General features: G+C 50.1%; 1 protein-coding gene. It reads right to left on the minus strand.

Annotation, left to right across the window (positions count from 1 at the left end; genetic code table 11):
* Positions 1 to 2,843, minus strand: a 2,843-nt coding sequence (locus V7S65_RS32175) for a non-ribosomal peptide synthetase (RefSeq protein WP_336389632.1), incomplete at both ends; no start/stop codon positions are given.

Below are 2,843 nucleotides of genomic sequence, written 5' to 3' on the forward strand. Positions count from 1 at the left end.
AAGGAGGTATCTGTTCTGAGTACTTCCTGCCAGATAACCACCAGCTGTGCTTCTGTTGCATTGCGGGGAGCTACATAAACCGCGGATACCCGCCCTTCCGGTGCCGGCAGTGCCTTACGGTCTAACTTCCCGCTCGGCGTTAGTGGCAACGCCGCCAGTTGGGTGAAGTAACCAGGCACCATGTATTCCGGTAATTGCTGTAATAACTGTTGCCTGAGTAACACGGCATCCTGTGTTACATCGCTCAGGTAATAAGCCGCCAATGCCTGTTCTCCTGATGATTGTTTATAGGCGGTAACTACTGCTGCTGCTATTCCAGGCAGCCCTTTGAGTGCATGCTCCACTTCTCCGGGTTCAATACGGTAGCCACGCAACTTAATCTGATCATCCATGCGGCCCAGGTATTCCACCGTACCATCCGGCAACCATCTTGCGCGGTCACCGGTTCGGTATAACTTTGCACCCGGTAGCTTACTGAATGGATCGGCTACAAATTTTTCTGCAGTTAACTCCGGTTGATTCAGATAACCCCGGGATACACCATCACCACCAACATACAGTTCTCCGGGTGTGCCCACCGGCAACAACTGCATGGCGCTGTTGAGGATATAGGCTGTGCGGTTACCCAATGGACGGCCAATGGGAATACTTCTGCCGGGAACTATTGCTGCAATATTCCAGGTGAGGGAGAAGGTGGTATTTTCCGTAGGTCCGTAGCCGTTAATGATCTGTGTGGCAGGATAAGCAGCCTGTAATTTACGTATATGCTCTTCCGATAATTTTTCCCCACCTGCCATCACGGCCTTTAACCCTTCAAAAATAGTAATATCATCATCGACCAGCTGATTAAACCAGCTGGCGGTAAACCACATTTTGGTAACGCCTCTGTGGCGGATTTCCCGCTTCAACAACTGGTTGTCCAGCAATTTCTTCTCCGGACATAATACAAGCTGACCACCATTCAGTAACATGCCCCAGTATTCAATTGTAGTGGCATCAAAAGAAGGAGAACCAGTAGATAACAACGTATCGGCAGCACTCAGTTCCACAAAGTTGCCGCCCCGGGCGAGGCTGATAACGTTGCGGTGAATTACCATTACTCCTTTAGGCCGGCCGGTAGAACCGGAAGTATAAATAACATATGCCAGTGAATCCGGGTCAGTAGTCACCACCGGCGGATGCGCCGGCATCGTGGCAAGTAAGTCCGGGATATCATCTACAAATATCAGGGTAGCATGCGCTGCTTCCGCTGCCAGCAACGCCTGCTGACCGGTAGTGGTTAACACCAGTTTACTACCCGTATCCTGCAGCATATAGGCAATACGATCTTTGGGATAAGCCGGGTCTACAGGCACATAAGCGCCTCCTGCTTTCAGGATGCCCAGGATACTCACGATCAGGTGAGGCGAACGCTCCATGCATAAAGGGACCATTACGCCCTCTTTTACGCCCTGTTGACGGAGGTAATGGGCTACCCTGTTCGACTGTTCCTCCAGCTCCCGGTAAGTAAAGCAGCGGTCTTCAAATACCAGCGCCATTGCTTCCGGCTGTAATACCACCTGACGGCGGAACAGCCCGGGCAATGTTGCTTCACGTTCATAATCAACGGCCGTATCATTGAAAGTATGTAATAGTGTTTGTTTTTCTTCTTCCCCCAGGAAACACAGCTCTTTCAATGCGCTACCGGCGTTATCTGCGAAAGCCGACAGCACCTGCCTGAAATGTGCACTGATCCGCTGTACAGCTCTTTCATTGTAACGCAAACCATTATACCTGAACAGTACCTGGATGCCTTCTGCCCTGGACGCAGGCGCTATTATGATTGTAAAATCATAATTGGTTTGCGCTACTACTTCAGCACTTTGCAACGACAAATCATTTAATCCTGCCCCTGCCGGCAATCCGTCTGAGATCAGCTCATCTACCGGGTAATTTTCATACACCAATATATGATCAAACAGCCGGTTTCCCAGTGGGCTGCACGATTGTATCTCCGACAATTTCACGGCATGGTGCGGCAAGCTGTCGATGGCCGAATCCTGTAACTGTAACAGAAATGCCTGCACCGTCATTTCCGCATCATAATGCACCCTCACAGGGATGGTATTGATGAACAATCCGATCATATTCTCTACTCCTTCCAGTCCGGCCGGACGGCCAGACACCACCGCACCGGATATCACGTCGTTTGTATTGTTGTATTGGCTCAGCAGATAACTCCAGGCTCCCTGCATAAAAGTATTCTCCGTAATACCCCCCAACCGGCAGAAAGCACTGATACCTGATACCTGTTCTTTATCCAGCAACAACTGCTCCACCCGTCCTTCATAACCGACACCCGGGATTTCGCCAAAAGGAATGGCGGCCACCTGTTCATACCCTGACAGGTAACCTTCCCAGTATAACCGGCTGCGTTGAATGTCCTGCTCTGTTAACCAACGGATATAATTAACATAGGGTATTACCGCCGGTAATGAAGGAGTAACCTTATCCAACAGACTGTTGTAAATATGATAGAACTCATTAATTAACACGCTCCGGCACCAGCCATCCATCAGGATATGGTGATGCGTCCAGATAAATTCATATTCATCTGCGCCCAGCTCCAGCACTGTAAGCCGCATACATGGCCCCCTGTGAAGGTCAAACCCTTCTTCGCGGTCCGCAATCCTGTATGCCGGCAACTGTGATATTTCCTGCTGCAGATACCGGAATTCCGGCTGCATCTGCTGATGCACTGCCTGGATACTATCGCCACTATAGCCGTGATGAAAAGAAGTGCGCAATATAGCATGCCTGTTCACCAGGTACGCATAACTTTGCCGCAGCACATCCATATTAAA

Source organism: Chitinophaga sp. CCNWYY40 (genome assembly GCF_037483205.1).
Classification (GTDB): domain Bacteria; phylum Bacteroidota; class Bacteroidia; order Chitinophagales; family Chitinophagaceae; genus Chitinophaga; species Chitinophaga ginsengisegetis.